Origin of the sequence: uncultured Chitinibacter sp. (genome assembly GCF_945957625.1) — a bacterium.
GTDB classification, from domain to species: domain Bacteria; phylum Pseudomonadota; class Gammaproteobacteria; order Burkholderiales; family Chitinibacteraceae; genus Chitinibacter; species Chitinibacter tainanensis.
This window is the reverse complement of record NZ_CAMFLP010000005.1, coordinates 127,536-141,427: the sequence shown is the minus strand read 5'-3', so window position 1 is coordinate 141,427 and position 13,892 is coordinate 127,536. Positions and strand designations below refer to the sequence as shown.

8 protein-coding genes are annotated in these 13,892 nt (G+C 58.9%); 3 read left to right on the top strand and 5 right to left on the bottom strand.

Translation table 11 applies throughout. The features are described 5' to 3' along the window. Position 1 precedes the first annotated feature (1 nt). A complete protein-coding gene (locus QV747_RS08385) occupies positions 2–2,131 on the bottom strand; it encodes a chemotaxis protein CheW (protein WP_273432081.1) in 2,130 nt (709 codons plus the stop codon). 24 nt (positions 2,132–2,155) lie between these two features. Continuing rightward, positions 2,156–2,521 carry a response regulator gene (locus QV747_RS08380; RefSeq protein ID WP_273432079.1) on the bottom strand — a complete coding sequence of 122 codons (366 nt, stop codon included), beginning with the start codon at positions 2,519–2,521 and terminating at the stop codon, positions 2,156–2,158. Positions 2,522–2,695: 174 nt separating this feature from the next. On the opposite strand from QV747_RS08380, the gene QV747_RS08375 reads away from it, so the two are divergent. Then, the gene (locus QV747_RS08375) at positions 2,696–3,355 is read left to right on the top strand and encodes a glutathione S-transferase N-terminal domain-containing protein (RefSeq protein ID WP_273432077.1); all 660 of its coding nucleotides are present in this window, start codon (positions 2,696–2,698) and stop codon (positions 3,353–3,355) included. Between the two features lie 123 nt (positions 3,356–3,478). Then, positions 3,479–4,210, top strand: coding sequence for a YebC/PmpR family DNA-binding transcriptional regulator (locus tag QV747_RS08370; protein WP_028449292.1), 732 nt, complete (start codon positions 3,479–3,481; stop codon positions 4,208–4,210). 111 nt (positions 4,211–4,321) lie between these two features. Here the strand turns inward: QV747_RS08370 and pbpC are convergent, their stop codons facing one another. The 3 genes from pbpC to QV747_RS08355 all read right to left on the bottom strand — a co-directional run bounded on the left by pbpC (position 4,322) and on the right by QV747_RS08355 (position 12,782). Next, entirely contained in the window at positions 4,322–6,520 is a 2,199-nt protein-coding gene (gene pbpC / locus QV747_RS08365; RefSeq protein WP_273432075.1) for a penicillin-binding protein 1C, read from the bottom strand. 7 nt (positions 6,521–6,527) lie between these two features. Then, positions 6,528–12,221, bottom strand: a complete 5,694-nt coding sequence (locus QV747_RS08360; protein ID WP_273432073.1) for an alpha-2-macroglobulin — start codon at positions 12,219–12,221, stop codon at positions 6,528–6,530. A gap of 261 nt (positions 12,222–12,482) precedes the next feature. Further along, positions 12,483–12,782: a DUF2325 domain-containing protein gene (locus QV747_RS08355; protein ID WP_028449290.1), complete on the bottom strand. Its 300-nt coding sequence runs from the start codon at positions 12,780–12,782 to the stop codon at positions 12,483–12,485. A gap of 252 nt (positions 12,783–13,034) precedes the next feature. Here QV747_RS08355 and QV747_RS08350 point away from each other — a divergent pair, with 252 nt between their 5' ends. After that, positions 13,035–13,754, top strand: a complete 720-nt coding sequence (locus tag QV747_RS08350; protein ID WP_273432071.1) for an oligogalacturonate-specific porin KdgM family protein — start codon at positions 13,035–13,037, stop codon at positions 13,752–13,754. Positions 13,755–13,892 lie beyond the last annotated feature (138 nt).

The following is a 13,892-nucleotide window of genomic DNA, read 5'->3' as shown; positions in this document are numbered from 1 at the left end:
CTTACACCAGTTCAGCAATTTGTTCGGCTGGCGTTACTTGCTGGGCCATTTTCACCAGCGCCGCCACATCGAGAATAAACGCCACATGCCCATCGCCCATGATGGTGGCCCCAGCCACGCCGCTGACTCGGCGATAGTTGGTTTCCAGATTTTTCACCACCACCTGATGCTGACCGAGCAAATCATCGACAAACAGCGCTACTTTCTGGCCTTCGGCCTCCAGGATGATGACCAAGCCTTCTTCGTAGCTGGTTTTGCGCGCGGTAAGGCTGAAAATGTCATAGAGGGCAATTAAAGGCAGGTATTCACCGCGCACATTGATCACCGTACCGCGCCCAGCCATGGTTTTGATGTCAGCCGCGCGCGGCTGCAGCGATTCGATAATGAAGGTGAGCGGAATAATGTAGAGCTCGTCAGACGCAGAAATCGACATGCCATCCAGAATAGCCAGCGTCAGCGGCAGGCGAATGCTCATGGTTGAGCCCACGCCGGTCATTGACTGGATTTCAACCCGGCCGCCCATCGCCTGGATGTTTTTGCGCACCACATCCATCCCCACCCCACGACCTGACACATCGGTGACTTCAGCGGCGGTGGAGAAGCCAGCCTCGAAGATCAGCATCCAGACTTCGTTATCGCTCATATTGTCGTGCACATTCAGCCCACGCTCGCGGGCTTTGGCGAGGATTTTCTCGCGATTGAGCCCCGCGCCATCGTCGCTGACTTCAATCACGATATTGCCGCCTTGATGAAAGGCTTTGAGGGTGAGCGTGCCCTGCGCCGGTTTATTGCGACTGAGGCGCACTTCTGGCGCCTCAATCCCGTGATCGAGGCTGTTGCGCACCAAGTGCGTTAAGGGGTCGCTCAGTTTTTCGATAAAGCCTTTATCCAGCTCGGTGTTTTCACCGATCATGCGCAGCTCGACTTGCTTATTCAATTTACCCGCCAGATCACGCACCAAACGTGGGTAGCGATTAAACACAAACGAAATCGGCATCATGCGGATCGACATCACCGATTCCTGTAGCTCACGGGTATTACGTTCTAACTGCGCCACCCCAGCCAGCAGCCGCTCATGCGTAACGGGGTCAAGCTGCAAGGCGTTTTGCGCCAGCATCGACTGGGTGATCACCAGCTCGCCAACCAGATTGAGCAACTGATCGACTTTTTCGACACTAACCCGGATCGAAGTATCACCGCCACGTTCGGCCTGGCGCTCGCTACTGGCGCGCGCTGCACTGGGTTTAGCCTCAACCGGCTTCGTAGCCACGGCGGCGGGCGCATTGCTACCCGCAATGGGCACAAAAAAGCCATAGCCCTCGCCCCCTTGTTCCGCCACTGGCGGCGCCGGAGGCGCAAAGAAGCCATAGCCTTCCCCATCCTGCAAAGCGGGCGCAGCCGTCGCGGGCAACGGGTCAAAAAAGCCAAAACCTTCATCCACGCTTAAATCAGTCGCCGGGAGAGGCAAAGGCGCAAACAGACCAAAATCTTCATCCAGCTGCCCCGTTACCTCGATACTGATGCGGGCCGGATCGAGCAAAAAAGCCATCGCATCAATAAGCTTGGCTTGGCTGCTGGCGGTTTTCAGACGGAATCGCCACGGAGTCTGGGCGTCGCCCGGTGAGAAGTCTTCCAGCTCACCATGCCGCTGCAATTCATGGCACAGCACGTCGTGCTCAAAACCTTCACCTGCCGCGATGATCACCGTTAGTGCCTGCTGCGAGTTGGCCACGGGCAGCACTTGCTCGCTAGAAAGCTGATTCAGCTGGGCGGTAATCTCGGCAATCGGCGCAGCAACGACAGGGGCATTGTCGCGATGGGCGGCGAGCATGTCTTTTAAGACATCACCCGCGCGCAGAAAAATATCTACCATCGCCGCAGTGAGGGTGATTTCCTGTTTACGCACCCGATCCAGCAGGTTTTCCAGCACATGGGTTACTTCCGCCAGATCGGCAAAACCGAAGGTGGCGGCGCCGCCTTTAATCGAGTGCGCGGCGCGGAAAATGGCATTCAGGTCTTCGGGATCGGGGCTGCCAACATCCAGTTCGAGCAACAAGGATTCCATATTGGCCAAATGTTCTGCCGCCTCGTCAAAATAGACAGCGATAAACTGGCTCATATCGATAGACATACACCCCCCTAACCCGCGCTGCGGCTAGCCAATGACTTTACGTACGACTTCGAGTAATTTCTGCGGATCAAACGGCTTAACCAGCCAGCCAGTGGCGCCTACTGCGCGGCCTTGCTGTTTCATCGCATCGCTGGATTCGGTGGTCAGCATCAAGATCGGCGTGGCGGCATACTCAGGCAGACCGCGTAAGGTGCGAATGAGGGTGAGGCCATCCATACCGGGCATGTTTTGATCGGTGAGCACCAGATCGACCTGTGTGGTTTTGGCCTGATTCACCCCGGCATTACCATCCGGTGCTTCGACCACTTCATACCCTGCACTGCGTAAGGTGAAACTCACCATTTGACGTATGGATGCAGAATCGTCAACCGCCAATATCTTCTTGGCCATACTCCCCCCTCGTACAATATCGTTTACGCCACCATGCTGCGGGTGCAACATGACGAGAACCTGTTTTTTTATAGGCAAGAGTTTGGCGGATTGCCATGGCGCAGCCCGTCTTATTTTCAACCCTTGTCAAGTTGTGTTGATTTTTATGCCAGCTTTAACGAAGTCCAAACCATCATGCCGCTGATTTCGCCCCTGCCCATTTTGTATTCTTTCCGCCGCTGCCCTTATGCCATGCGCGCACGGCTGGCCTTGTGGCTGGCCAAGCTGCCACTGGAAATTCGCGAAGTGAGCTTGAAAGCCAAGCCGCCCGAACTCTGGGCCTGCAACCCTGCCGGTACCGTACCGGTGTGGGTCAATCCCAACGGAGAAGCCATCACTGAAAGCTTGGAGATCATGCGCTGGGCGCTGGCGCAACGGCCCGAGCTGGCGACATTACTGCAGAATGAAAGCGCGCAGCTCGCGCTGATTCATGCGCATGATCGCGAATTCAAGCCGCTACTGGATCGCTATAAATATGCCGACCGCCACCCAGGCAAAACCGCGGCCGAGCACCAATACCTCGCCCTGTATTGGCTGCAAAGTCATATCGAACCTAGGCTAGCTGGCTATACCTACCTTTTCGGTAATGAACTCCGCCTTGCCGATCTGGCCATTGTGCCCTTTATCCGCCAATGTGCCGCCGTGAATGCCCATGCTTTTGCCACGCAGATGAGCGCGCCGCTGCAAGCCTGGCTAGCCCAGCTGACGAGCAGTGATTTATTTACCGAGTGCATGCACAACTACAGCCCATGGCAAGCAGGCCAAGCGCCGGTGTTTTGCCACCTTGGTAAATAAATCGACGACAGGAAGACGACGCTCAGCCGGCTTGATACAGCGCAAGCGCAGCGCTGTCGGGGCGGTGGCGGCTCGTGCTAGAATACGCCCCATTTTTCGAATGAACTGATTTCAAGGTGCATCATGGCTGGACACAGTAAATGGGCAAATATTCAGCATCGTAAAGGCCGTCAGGACGCGAAACGCGGCCAGGTCTTCACCAAGCTGATCAAAGAAATTACCGTTGCGGCCAAAATGGGCGGCGGCGATGTGGCAATGAACCCGCGCTTACGTCTGGCCATCGATAAAGCCAAAGCGCAATCGATGCCCAAAGACAATATCGAAAGCGCCATCAAACGCGGCACTGGCTCGCTGGAAGGCGTGGATTACATCGAAACCCGCTACGAAGGCTATGGCCTGGGCGGCGCGGCAGTGATGGTGGATTGCCTGACCGACAACCGCACCCGTACCGTCGCGGATGTGCGCCACGTGTTTAGCAAATACGGCGGCAATATGGGCACCGACGGTTGCGTGAGCTTTCAGTTCAAACACTGTGGCTACCTGATTTTTGCTCCTGGCACCAATGAAGACGCCCTGATGGAAGCAGCGCTGGAAGCTGGCGCCGAAGACGTTGTCACCAATGAAGACGGCTCCATCGAAGTAATCACCCCGCCGTACGAGTTTGTCACCATCAAAGAAACGCTGGAAGCCGCCGGCTTTAGCGCCGAAATGGGCGAATCGACGATGCGTCCGCAGGGCGAAACCGAGCTCACCGGCGACGATGCGATCAAAATGCAAAAACTGATCGATGCGATGGAAGCGCTGGATGACGTTCAGAACGTTTACACCACCGCGGTGTTCGACGAGCAAGACTGATACACCCCAGCTGTATAGCCAGCTAAGCCTTACCCCCAAAAGGCTATAGCCATATACCCAAAAGCCCGCGAATGCGGGCTTTGTTTTTGCTGCGTTACAACTTGCTTTCCTTCACGGACTCACGGGTTTGCTTTTGGGCGCGCTCGCCGGCGGGCGGACAAAGGCGCCGCGCACTTCAAACTTCACGCTTTCAATTACTGCACCGCGCGCATCGCGTAATTCAAGCTGATGCCGGCCGGGCCAGGGAAACCATTTGCAGGGGTTGGCGCGGCAGATGAGCTTACCGTCCAGCAGCCATTGCGGCTGACTGACGCCGCGCGCGCGCAGCATTACGCGCTGATGTTTGGGCGGCACATCGGGGTCGACGGCATAAATACTGCCATCCAGCGGGCTGATGATGCCCGGCGCCTGATTTCGGATCGCCTGGGTTTCGGCCACGATCTGCTCGCGCTCGGTGCCGGCCAAAAACCATTCCACTCGGCTGGCTTCGATCTGATTCTGATAGCGCACCGTGCGCTGGGTAACGCCGGCGGGCGCCGCGGGGGCGCGGCTGGCCGGGGCGGTTTGCTGCGCCCGATCCAGCACCGCCAGCCATACGGGCGCCGCACCATGCATGCCCGAGACATCCCACATCGGTTCGCCACTGGCATTACCCACCCACACCCCGACAGTAAACTGACGGGAAAAACCGATCGTCCAGTTATCGCGCATGTCTTTGCTGGTGCCGGTTTTTACTGCGCTCCAATAGCGCGTCGACAGCGCGCTTTCCAGCCCGAAGGTGCGGGCCCGGGCGGTACGATCGGCCAGAATATCCGCCACGATGAAACTGCTAGCGGGGCTGAGCAGCGCCTGCCGGCGCGGCAGCGGATCAGTGCGCAGCCAGCGCAGCGCGCTACTTTGGCCGCCGTTGGCCAGCGTGCGATAGGCATTGGTTAGCTCCAATAGCCGCACATCGGCCGCCCCGAGCGCAAGGCTGGCGCCATAGTAATCCCCATCTTGCTGCAAACTACTGAGCCCCAGCGCAGCCAAGCGATCCCGCAAGGCTGTGGGGCTCACCATTTCAATCGTGCGCACGGCCGGCACATTCAGCGATGCGCCCAAGGCACTGCGCACCGACACCAGTCCTTTGAAATCTTTGGCGTAATTTTGCGGCGCATACAGGCCACCGGCGGTTTGTAAATCCAGCGGGCTATCGTCGAGCAAACTGGCGGCAGTGAGATAACGGCGCTCAAACGCCAGCTGATACAAAAAGGGTTTGAGCGTTGAGCCGGCCTGCCGTAGCGCGGTTACTCCATCCACCTCGGCGGCATTCGACAACCCCGCCCCGGCCGAGCCCACCCAGGCCAGAATATCGCCGCTGGCATTATCCAGCACCACCACGGCGCCATCTTGCACATTGCGCTTGGCCAGCGCCGCCAAATGCCGCTGTAGTGCGGCAGTCGCAAAGCGCTGCAAGGGCAAAGACACGGTACTACGCAACGTGCTGCCCGCCGCGAGCGGCCGCTGCGCCAAGAGTTTGCGCGCGAAATGCGGCGCATCGTGCTCGGCCAGTGCATTGCCCGCCCGACTGCGCGACAGTGCCATCTCGGTCTCCACCCGCACGGTGCTGCAGGGCTGAGGTTTGGCCATGTCTTGCAAAATTTTGCAGGCCCGGCTGGCGACTCGCGCCGCGTCCGCATTGGGCCCGCGCAGCAAAGCAGCCGCAATCGCCGCCTCGGTGGCATTGAGGCCACGCGGCAATTTGCCAAACAGGGTGTGGCTGAGGGCACTGAGCCCCACCAGCTCGCCCCGAAAGCTCACCAGATTGAGATACGCTTCCAGAATCTCGCTTTTCTGCCAATGCGTTTCCAGCCAGCTGGCCGACCAGCCCTGCCCGACTTTTTGCCACAGCGAGCGGCCCTGCTGACCAGCGCGCAAATCCGCATCCAGCAAGCCCGCCAGCTGCATGGTGAGCGTCGAGGCACCCCGGGTACGGGTATTCCATAAATTTGCCCAGGCCGCGGCGGCCACGCCCGACCAATCGACGCCACTGTGCTGATAAAAGCGCCGATCTTCCGATACCACCAGCGCATGGCGCATGGCGGGCGAGATATCAGCCAGCGCCACCCAATCGAGCCGGCGCTGCTGCATATCCACCCGTAGCCGTTGCAGCGGCTGGCCCTGACGATCCAGCACCAGCACATCGGAGGAGCGCCAGGCGGCCTTGACCTCGCGAAAACTCGGGTTAGCCAAGGCCACCTGGCTGGCCAGCAGTAGCGCCGCCAACCCCACGCCCCAGGCTCCTGGCCCGGTGATTTTCAAACCTAACATCACAATCCTACGGCGCGGGCTGCACCTTCAGCGCCGCATTGGGCAACATACCAAACACATCGGGCGCGTACATCGCTTCAACCCGGGTTGGCGGAATCTGGAAAGTACCCACCTGATTGAGCCGCACCGTGTATTCCAGCACCAGCTCGCCGCGCGGCACATAGCTGTAATAGGCGCGATAGCTGCTGAAAGTCCGCTCCACATAGTCCGCACCGCCATCACCAGTGGCCGTTTTGGCCTCGATCGCCGAATCGCGGCCTAGGCCGCTACCCAGTATCGTGGCCCCGGCCGGAATGGGGTCGTTCACCACCACCCAAGTCATATCGCTTTGGGCGGTGATTTCGAGCCGCACTTTCAGTACATCGCCCGGCTGATACTGGCCGGCGACTTTCTGGCTGACCGGAGTCACGGTTTTCTTGATGCCATAACCGGCAAAGCGCGGGGCTTTGAGCACAAGCGCCGCCTCGGCCTGCACTGTGGCCCATGGCTCGCCACTGCCGTTGTGTTTCAAGGCCAGATTGCCCTTACCGCCGGTTGGCCAAGGCAAGAGGCCCAGTACTTGGCTGCCTTCTTTAGGCCAACTCAGCGCCAGGGTTTTCTCGCCCAGCTGAGCGCTCGTACTCCCCGATACCGGCACGGTTTCATACTGGCGCGAGAAGGCCGCTACCGCCAGCGTACCCCACAGATTGGCCGTGGTCGTTTGCCAATGGCCTTTTTGCTGGCGCGCCAACAAGCCGGTGAGCAGACGCGGGATATCGCCCTGCCAATCGGGCAGGCTTCGCGCCACCAGCAAGAGCCGCGCGGCATTGACATCGGGGCTGCCCATCAGCCACCACGCATAATCATCCCGCTCGGTGCTAAAGCCCAGCCGCGGCCCTTGGTAAGTCAGGCGGGCGCGCAAGAGATTGCTGGCTTCCTGCTGCTTGGCCGCCACATTAAAGCTCGCCGGCAGGCTGGCCTTGGCGCGCTGCAAAAGCGACAGCCAATCGATCAGCATGGCGGTATTCATTTTTTGCGGATTAGGCTCCAGCACATCGAGCATGGCCGGCTTGAACTGGCCATAGCGCGCCAAGACTTCCATCGCGGCCAGCAACCGAGCTTCCTGATCTTGGCGCCCCAGTGGCAGCTGGCGTTTCAAACGGCCTTCCACCAGTGCCACCAGCGCATTGAGCATGCGCTGCCGCGGCGCATCGGGGAGGGTTTCACCGGCTTCCTGCGCCACCGCCAACAGATACACCGTGAGGGTATCGCTACCAATGCTGCCATTTGATTCGCTTACCGGCCAATACCATGCCAGACCATCTTGATCGAGATACAGCGGCAATTCGCTCATCAGCCGCTGCCAGCGGGTTTTGTCCCCCAGCCCCAGCGCGACCGAAGTACGCTGCTCCAGGCAGGAATACGGGTATTCGCTAAACCAGCGTTTCACCGCCGGCAGCTCATTGCCCAGTTTGCTTTGCAAGCTGATGCGAATACCGCCACGGCCCGCCAGCGCGTTGGGTGGCAAGCCCACCGGCACAGTCACACCAGCGCTATTCACCCGCAGCAAGGTGGCCTGCTCTACCGTCACCGGCACCGCGGGCTCCACTTGCTGCTGCACGGCCAAGCGATCGCTAGCCTTGCCGCCCACTTCCTGCGCGCTAAACTGCCACGCCAGCTGGCTAAGATTTTGCCCTACAGTCAGCGGCCAGCTCACAAAGCGCGCTTCACCTGCCGGAATCTCTACCTGCTGCGGCGTCAGCGCAGCCACGCCCGAGGCGCTGGCCGTCACTTTCACCGCCATTTTGCGCTCGCTGCCATTGCGCACATTCACCCCGGCCGCCAGCTGATCACCTTCGCGCACTAGCGGCGCCACGGCCGCGGTCAGCTGCAGATCTTGCCGCACGCTAAAGCTGGCTTCGCCGGTGCCAAATAAATCTGGCCCGGCATCCACCACCGCCACCAGCTTGAAGGTCGTTAGCGCATCATTAATTGGCACCTGCACCTTGGCCATACCTTTGGCATCCAGCACCACGGCAGGCTGCCAGGTCAGCAGCGTTTCCAGCAACTCGCGGGTGGGGGCTTTGCCGCCACCGCCACCCGGTGGCAAGGCTTTGCGACCGTAATGGCGCTTACCGACCACTTCGAGCTGCGCGGTGGCGATTTCCACCCCAAAGCTATGCCGCTGATACATGGCTTGCAGTAAATTCCAGCTCTCATTGGGTTGTAATTCCAGCAAGGCCTGATCGACCGCAGCAAAGGCCACCTCGGTGCCGGCGGGCGCTGGCTGGCCATTCGGTAGCGTGACTTTCACGGTAACTTCGGCCTGCTCGCGAATACCATAACTCGCCTTCGCCGGGGTAACGCTGACCTGCAGCCGCTTGGCCGCTTCACCCACCTTGATTTCCGTCACCCCATATTTAAAAGCCGGTCGCGATAGATCAACCAAGGCCGTTGGCGGGGTGTAATCGCGCCCTTCCTGCCAATAGGCCTGCCACCATTCCACGGGTGATTTCCAGCCCCAGGTAAAGAAGGAATACCACGGCACATCACGCACGCGACCGCGCACCGCCAGCACCGACACATACACATTCGGCGTCCAGTCAGCGGCAATCGGCAGGCTAAAGCTAGCGGTTTTGCCCTCCAGCTCGACAACGCGGGTTTCCAGAATGCCTTCGCGCTCGATCCCGATCCAGGCCGTGGCTTTGCGAAACGGCATCCGTACCTGGAAAGTCGCGGTTTCACCGGGGGCGTAGCTGGTTTTCTCGGGCAGCACGTCGATGCGGTCGTTGTTATCGCCATCAAACCACAACTCGTCATGCTGACTCACCCAGACTTCCTGCGCGCTGCGCACGCGCTGACCTTGCGCATCCTGCACTTCGGCCACCAGCTCCATATTGCCGGCGGCTTTAAAATTCACCTCGCAATACGCCAAGCCCTGCGCATCGGTGGTGGTGCTGCACACCTCGCCTTTGTCTTCGATCTCTTCGTTGTGCTCCCAGGCATAAAAGCCGCCCACCAGCCGCTTGCGGCTAGATAGGTAGCGGTGCTCGCGCAGCTTGATGCTGACTTTTTGCCCTTTCACCGGTTGATCATTGGTATCCAGCACCACGGCCTTGGCTTGCAAAGCCCGCGCGGTGGTAATCCAGCTATCCATCTGCAAACCCACTTGCAAGGCCGCGGGCCAGAGTGGAATGCGCCGGCTGATGGTTTGCACTTCGCCATTCGGGTCAGCCAAGGCCATTTCGCTCACCAGCTCGTAGCGGCGATCTAAAGCGGGCAGATTTTTCACTACCACCTTGCCGTTGCCATTGGCATCGAGCTTGACGGCGGCTTTATCCAGCACCACTTTGCCATCCAATGACGATTCGCTTTGATTGGCCGCGCGGGGGGGATCAAAGGTGAACGCTTCATAATTGGCCGGCGAGCCATAGCGGCTAGCCAGCATGGCGCTCACTTGCACCGGCCAGTTTTTCGCCGGCCCACCATTGCCCCATGCCAGCGAAAGGGCCAGGGGTATTTCCTTCGCAGCCACGCCAGAGTTCTTGTTGGCGACAATACCCCCGGTCATGGTCGGCAACTGGAATTGCTCAACCCGGAAAGTGCCGCTTTGGAGCGAATAGCCATCCAGCACGGGATTCGCAGCCTCGCCGTGCATTTCGCGCTGGCGCGTGCCTTTACGCTCAAGGTAAAGGCTGTATTCACCCAGCTTGGCTGCTGCCGGCAAGGTAAAGCGGCTCTCGGCATAGCGGCCTTTGCGCCAGCTGAGCGGAAATTTAAATTCATCCCCACTGGCTTCGTGCACGATGCGCAGCTGCTGCGGCAACGCTTCGGCTTGCAACAGCTTCAGCCCGCGCGGGGTGCGCAAGCGCAGGTAATGCTTCATCGAGACGGTTTCACCAGCGCGCAGCAGGCTGCGATCCAGCACACTGTGCGCGGCGATGGCCGAGGTTTCGTCAAAATAGCTCGGATAAGGGAAGCGCCAAGCTTCCAGTCCGCGATTCCAGCTGGAGCGCACAAACGAGACGTCTTCCTGCCCTTTGGCGTTTTTCGCTCGGGCAAACACATACAGATCACGATCATCGTCGCAATCGCGCTGCTCGGTGAGCGCGCGCTCCACCAGCACAAAGCCTTGCGCATTGGTCTGCCCTTGCCACAAGGCCTGCCGGCGGCAATCGTAAATCGCTACCTTGGCCCCGGCTACTGGCTTGGCTTTATCCAGCGTGGTCACCCACACCGCCTGATTATTGGAAGAAGTTTTCAGATGCACCGCCAGATTGGTGACCAGCGCCGTGGTGCGCACATACATCGGCTTGTCCGCCCCCAGCAAGGCACGGCCCAACAGGCGGGATGAGACTTCCAGCACATAAAAACCCGGCTGTGGCAGCGGCACGCCCACTACCTCAAATGGCCAGCGGCCTTGCTGATCGGGCTGGCTGGGTAGTTTGAGCGCCTGTGCATGCGGGTCTTTATTCAGCAGCGACAAGCGGCGGGTTTGCACGTCTTTATTGTTTAGCCGCACCGTGGTTTCGTGGTAATCATTGACCTTGCTGTACCAGGCCATGATGTCGGCGTCGGATTTGAGCTGCAGGCTCTGCCCACCCAGCTGCACACTTTGAATGGCGAGGTTTTTTTCCACCCCGCGCAGAGTGAGCGGCACCAGTGCATCGGGGCCCGATTCGATGATGCCAAAAGGCGCCGCAGCAAATTTGGCCAGCGGTGGGTAATCAGCCAGCTTCACCGGCAGAGGAAAACGCGCCGCATTCACCAGCGGCCGCCCCACCTCGTCGACCAAATCGGCGGGTAATTTAACCGTAAGCTCGGCCAGCGCGGGAAACGGCGGCTTAAAGCTAATACCCTCTACTGGCTCACCCCGATTGGCACCGTCAACCTCAGGGCTGCGCTCGACACCATCGCCCACCAGCCGAATCGCATTGGCCAATGCAGCCGGCACGGCCGAGCTAAATTGCAGCCGGATGGGCTTGAATGGAATACACGCGCCCTTGGCATTTTCACGCTCGCAGCTGAGCGTAGCTTTAAATGGCGCGCGCACTTTAAAGCGCAGCCGATCCGGCTGGCTCTGGCCACGCTGATGCACAATCAGGACATCACTCTCCGCCGGCAGTGGCTGGGCGCAGCGCGCCACTAATAACTGCCCCGCCACTTTGCGTAAATCCAGCGCTTGCACGATTTGCTCGCGCTCGCTGGCCGACACCAGCTGCATGCGCAGGCGCTCGGGCAAGCTGCTGGCCTGGCAATACAGCTGCTCAATCGCCGGCGGCTGACCGTTAAATTGCAGCACAAAGGCTTGCTCTTCTTCGATCAGTGTTTCCTCCGGCCAGCTGCGGGTGATTTGCGGCAGGCCGGTGTAAAAACGGAAACTCAGATTGGCCGGCAGCGGCTGGCCTTGCAGGTCTTTCCAGCCGGCTTTGGGGGTAAAGCGGCAATCGGTCTTGGCAGGCAAACGCTGCTGCAGATCAAGCACCCAGGTTTTGTCATCCACCCAATGGCCTTGGCCTTTGAGTGGGCAGTTCCAGGTCAGCGGTGCGGGAGCCGCACTATTGCCCAGCGCCACCACCGGCGCAGCAAAGCTCACCCTAACCTGATCGACCTGTTTCACTTCGCCCTGCGGGCTAAAGAGCGCCACCGTGGCGGCTTGCGCCAGCGCGGTCAGGCCGCCCAGTAGTGCACTCAGGATGATTGCCGCCGATTGCTTGCGCATAGCCTGTCCTCGTCTGCCGGGATAAACAACCCGTGCTTTCAAATTGATTACAGGATTGTACTTGGGAAGACAGGCGAGCAGAACCCTAGCCACGCAGACGGTGCGCTAGCGCACAGCGCGCCAAGACTTGCCATGCGCAAAATACAGGGCCTAGCATGGCTTGGCCAATGGCGCCGTCACGCGTTGCCCTTGGCTACACAGTTGGCAACACGGCCGCCCGCAGGCCCCCACACCACGGCCAGCAGGCCAGCGCTGGCTCAGCTATTGCAGCTGGCGTTTAGCGCCCAGCCTTTCCAGCGTGCGGATCAAATCAGCACTGCTGCGCCGGCAGGCCACGCAAGGCAGCTGACGATGCTGGGCCAGATCGCGGTAATTGCGCATGGTGTTGTGATTGAGAAAATCAGTAAACAAAATCACCACCTCCATGCCTTTGAGGTTTTTCGGGCTGCGCTGGTGCACCGGATTGCGGCCGGTCACATGATGACCAACCGAAATACCAAACTCGGCCAGCGTCGCGGGGATAGCGCCCAGATGATCAGCGCCGACGATCAGTGCCTGCATGGTGAGCTCCTTGCTGTGCGGCTTACACAATGACTACTCAGGCTACCATCATCACTATATTTCTTTTAATTATTAATTTGAATTTACATATAACTAAGTATGCAATTTATTACAACCAAACCAAGGTGTGTTTTTGTTATATGAAAATTACATTTAATTATTGTTAAGAAAATATGACATCCAGTAGGATGCAGCTCATCGGCACTGCCACTGCGCAGTCACCCAGTTTTGACCCAACCTGAGGATGAGCACATGCATAACAAAACCCCAATTCTGGCCCTGGCCCTAAGCCTGAGCGTGCTGGCTGGCAGCGTTAGCGCCGCCAGCGTGGATGTCCGCGGCCAATATCGCAGCGAGCAAGATAAATTTGAATCCCGTGTCTTGCTGAATCATGAGTGGAGCAACGGCATTGGCGCTGGCTTTGAGTATGTTGTTGACCATACCAGCAAAGCAGGCGAAGGCATTGATCAGGCGCGCTGGAAAGAAAACGAGCTCGAGCTGTATTACAAATACAAAGTCAGCGACACCCTGACTCTGCTACCGAGTGTGCTGTTCCAAGATACCAAGGCCAGCGGCGACATCGCCAAGATCGGCTTGCGCGCCAACTGGGCTTTTGCCCCTACCTGGCGCCTGGATGCCCGCGTACGCTACGAGCACAAAACCCGCGACACCCGCGATTTAGCCAAGCAATGGGATAACGATGACACCACCCGCAGCGAATTGTGGCTGCGCAAAACCTTCAATAAAGATCTGGAAACCTATTACAACTTCCGCTGGGATCACAAGCTGAATAACTACGCTTACCCAGATAAAAGCAGCAATCTTTATGAGCACAATGTCGGCGCGGCCTACAAGCTCAACGCCAACTTCAAGCCTTATGCCGAAGTTGGCTACCTGCCCGATGCGCTGATCAAAAACAAAGCACTGACCGACGATTGGCGCTTCCGGCTGGGTCTGGTTTACAGCTTCTAAGGCACGCACCCACCGTAACACAAGGCTGGCCGCTTCCGCCGCCGTCTCACCCCTTTGCACGCAAAGGGGTTTTTTATGCCCAAAGATAAAACGGTTATATCAAAATCACCTTAAATTCTTTGTTCTGGCTTCGGCAGC